The sequence below is a fragment of the Brevibacillus reuszeri genome (genome assembly GCF_002897295.1).
Classification (GTDB): Bacteria; Bacillota; Bacilli; order Brevibacillales; family Brevibacillaceae; genus Brevibacillus; species Brevibacillus reuszeri_A.
In genome coordinates, this window is record NZ_BEXF01000081.1 from 1 (window position 1) to 1,717 (window position 1,717).

Annotated in this window: 1 protein-coding gene and 1 pseudogene; both read left to right on the plus strand. The window is 39.6% G+C overall.

Annotated features, from left to right (window positions below; translation table 11 throughout):
* The first annotated feature begins 68 nt into the window (after positions 1–68).
* On the plus strand, positions 69–752 hold the full coding sequence (locus C3B52_RS35400) for a helix-turn-helix domain-containing protein (RefSeq protein ID WP_103110991.1): 684 nt from the start codon (positions 69–71) through the stop codon (positions 750–752).
* A gap of 20 nt (positions 753–772) precedes the next feature.
* Positions 773–1,642, plus strand: a pseudogene (locus C3B52_RS35405) (IS3 family transposase); the annotation flags it as partial.
* Positions 1,643–1,717: the final 75 nt, after the last annotated feature.

The window sequence follows — 1,717 nt, forward strand, 5'->3', positions numbered from 1 at the left end:
TGATATGCTCCCCTTCGGGTAGACAGTTGAAATAATAAAACTGTCTACCTGCAAGGAGGAGCATTTTTATGTCTCACAGAGCAAAGATTTCCGGTCCGGTAAAAATTACGGCTATTGAACAAATCCTTCGCGGGGAAAATACGCTGAATCGCTTAGCAAAAACACTCGGTATTAAGAATTCGTCAATTAGGCAATGGCTCCAAACTTATCAATCGCTAGGTCCAATTGGACTGCTCAATACTTCGAAGAACGCAGCCTATTCCCAAGAGCTAAAGATAACCGCTGTTCAAGATTATCTAGCAGGCGGTGGCTCTTACATGGAACTTTGCAAACGGTACGGCATTAAATCAACCAAGCAGCTACGTAACTGGATACTAAAGTATAATAGTCATGAAGAGCTAAAAGCTTCCGGCACAGGAGGAGCGCCTATCATGACAAATGGAAGAAAGACTACTTTCGAAGAAAGAATTGAAATTGTAAGGTTTTGTATAGAAAATCAACAAGATTATACTCAGGCCGCACAGCAATTTCAGGTATCCTATCAACAAGTTTATTCTTGGACAAATAAATACTTAAAGTCAGGTATGGATGCACTTCAGGACAGACGTGGGAAACGAAAATTGGAAGAAGAAATGACCGAAATCGAGAGGCTAAGGGCACAGAACTCACTACTTCAAGCTGAGAATCGAAAAAAGCAAATGGAGATTGATTTCTTAAAAAAGCTGAAGGAACTCGAAAGGGGGCCGTTCTAAGTGAAGTACGCTTCGAAGCGGCTTATTTGGCTATTCAAGATCTTCATGAAAGTAAATCATATTCCATCAGTCAACTTTGTGAAATCGGCCGTGTTCAGCGTTCTGCGTATTACAAATGGCTTAATCGGAAAGCAAGTACGAACGAAATATTCAACATAGAAATAATCTCATTAATTAAAGACGCTTACGAAGAAAGAAACGGAATCCTCGGTTATCGACAAATGACGATCAAACTGAATCGAGAATTTAATCTTGCACTCAACCACAAACGCATTTACAGGCTGATGGGCATCCTTGGACTAAAATCTGTATGTCGCAAGAAAAAGAAAAGTTATATTCCTACCACACCGGAGATTACTGCGGAAAATGTGTTAAACAGGGAATTCGAATCCGATGGATTCGGTGAAAAGTGGCTTACAGACGTAACAGAGATGAAATATGGTCTTCAAGGGAAGGCTTATTTGAGTGCAATTCTAGACTTGTCCGATAAGAGCATCGTTTCTTTTGTTATGGGGTACTCCAACAACAATGCACTGGTGTTCAAAACTTTTGATATTGCTCACTTGGCATATCCAGATGTCAAACCGATCTTTCATAGTGATAGAGGGTTTCAATACACAAATAAATCATTCAAAAAGAAACTGGATGATGCCGGAATGATTCAGAGTATGTCAAGGGTCGCTAGATGCATCGACAATGGCCCAATGGAGTCTTTTTGGGGAATGTTAAAGTCCGAGATGTATTATCTCAATAAATTTACTACATACGAAGAATTAGAACGGGCTGTTTCAGAATACATCCATTACTATAATCATCACCGCTATCAAAAAAGATTAAAGTGTATGGCCCCAATGGAATATAGAGAACATCTCAAGACATCAGCAGCATAAACAAGACACCAACCATTTTTTGATTGGTGTCCAAGTTTTTGTTTTTTTACTGTCTACTTGACAGGGGGCACTTCA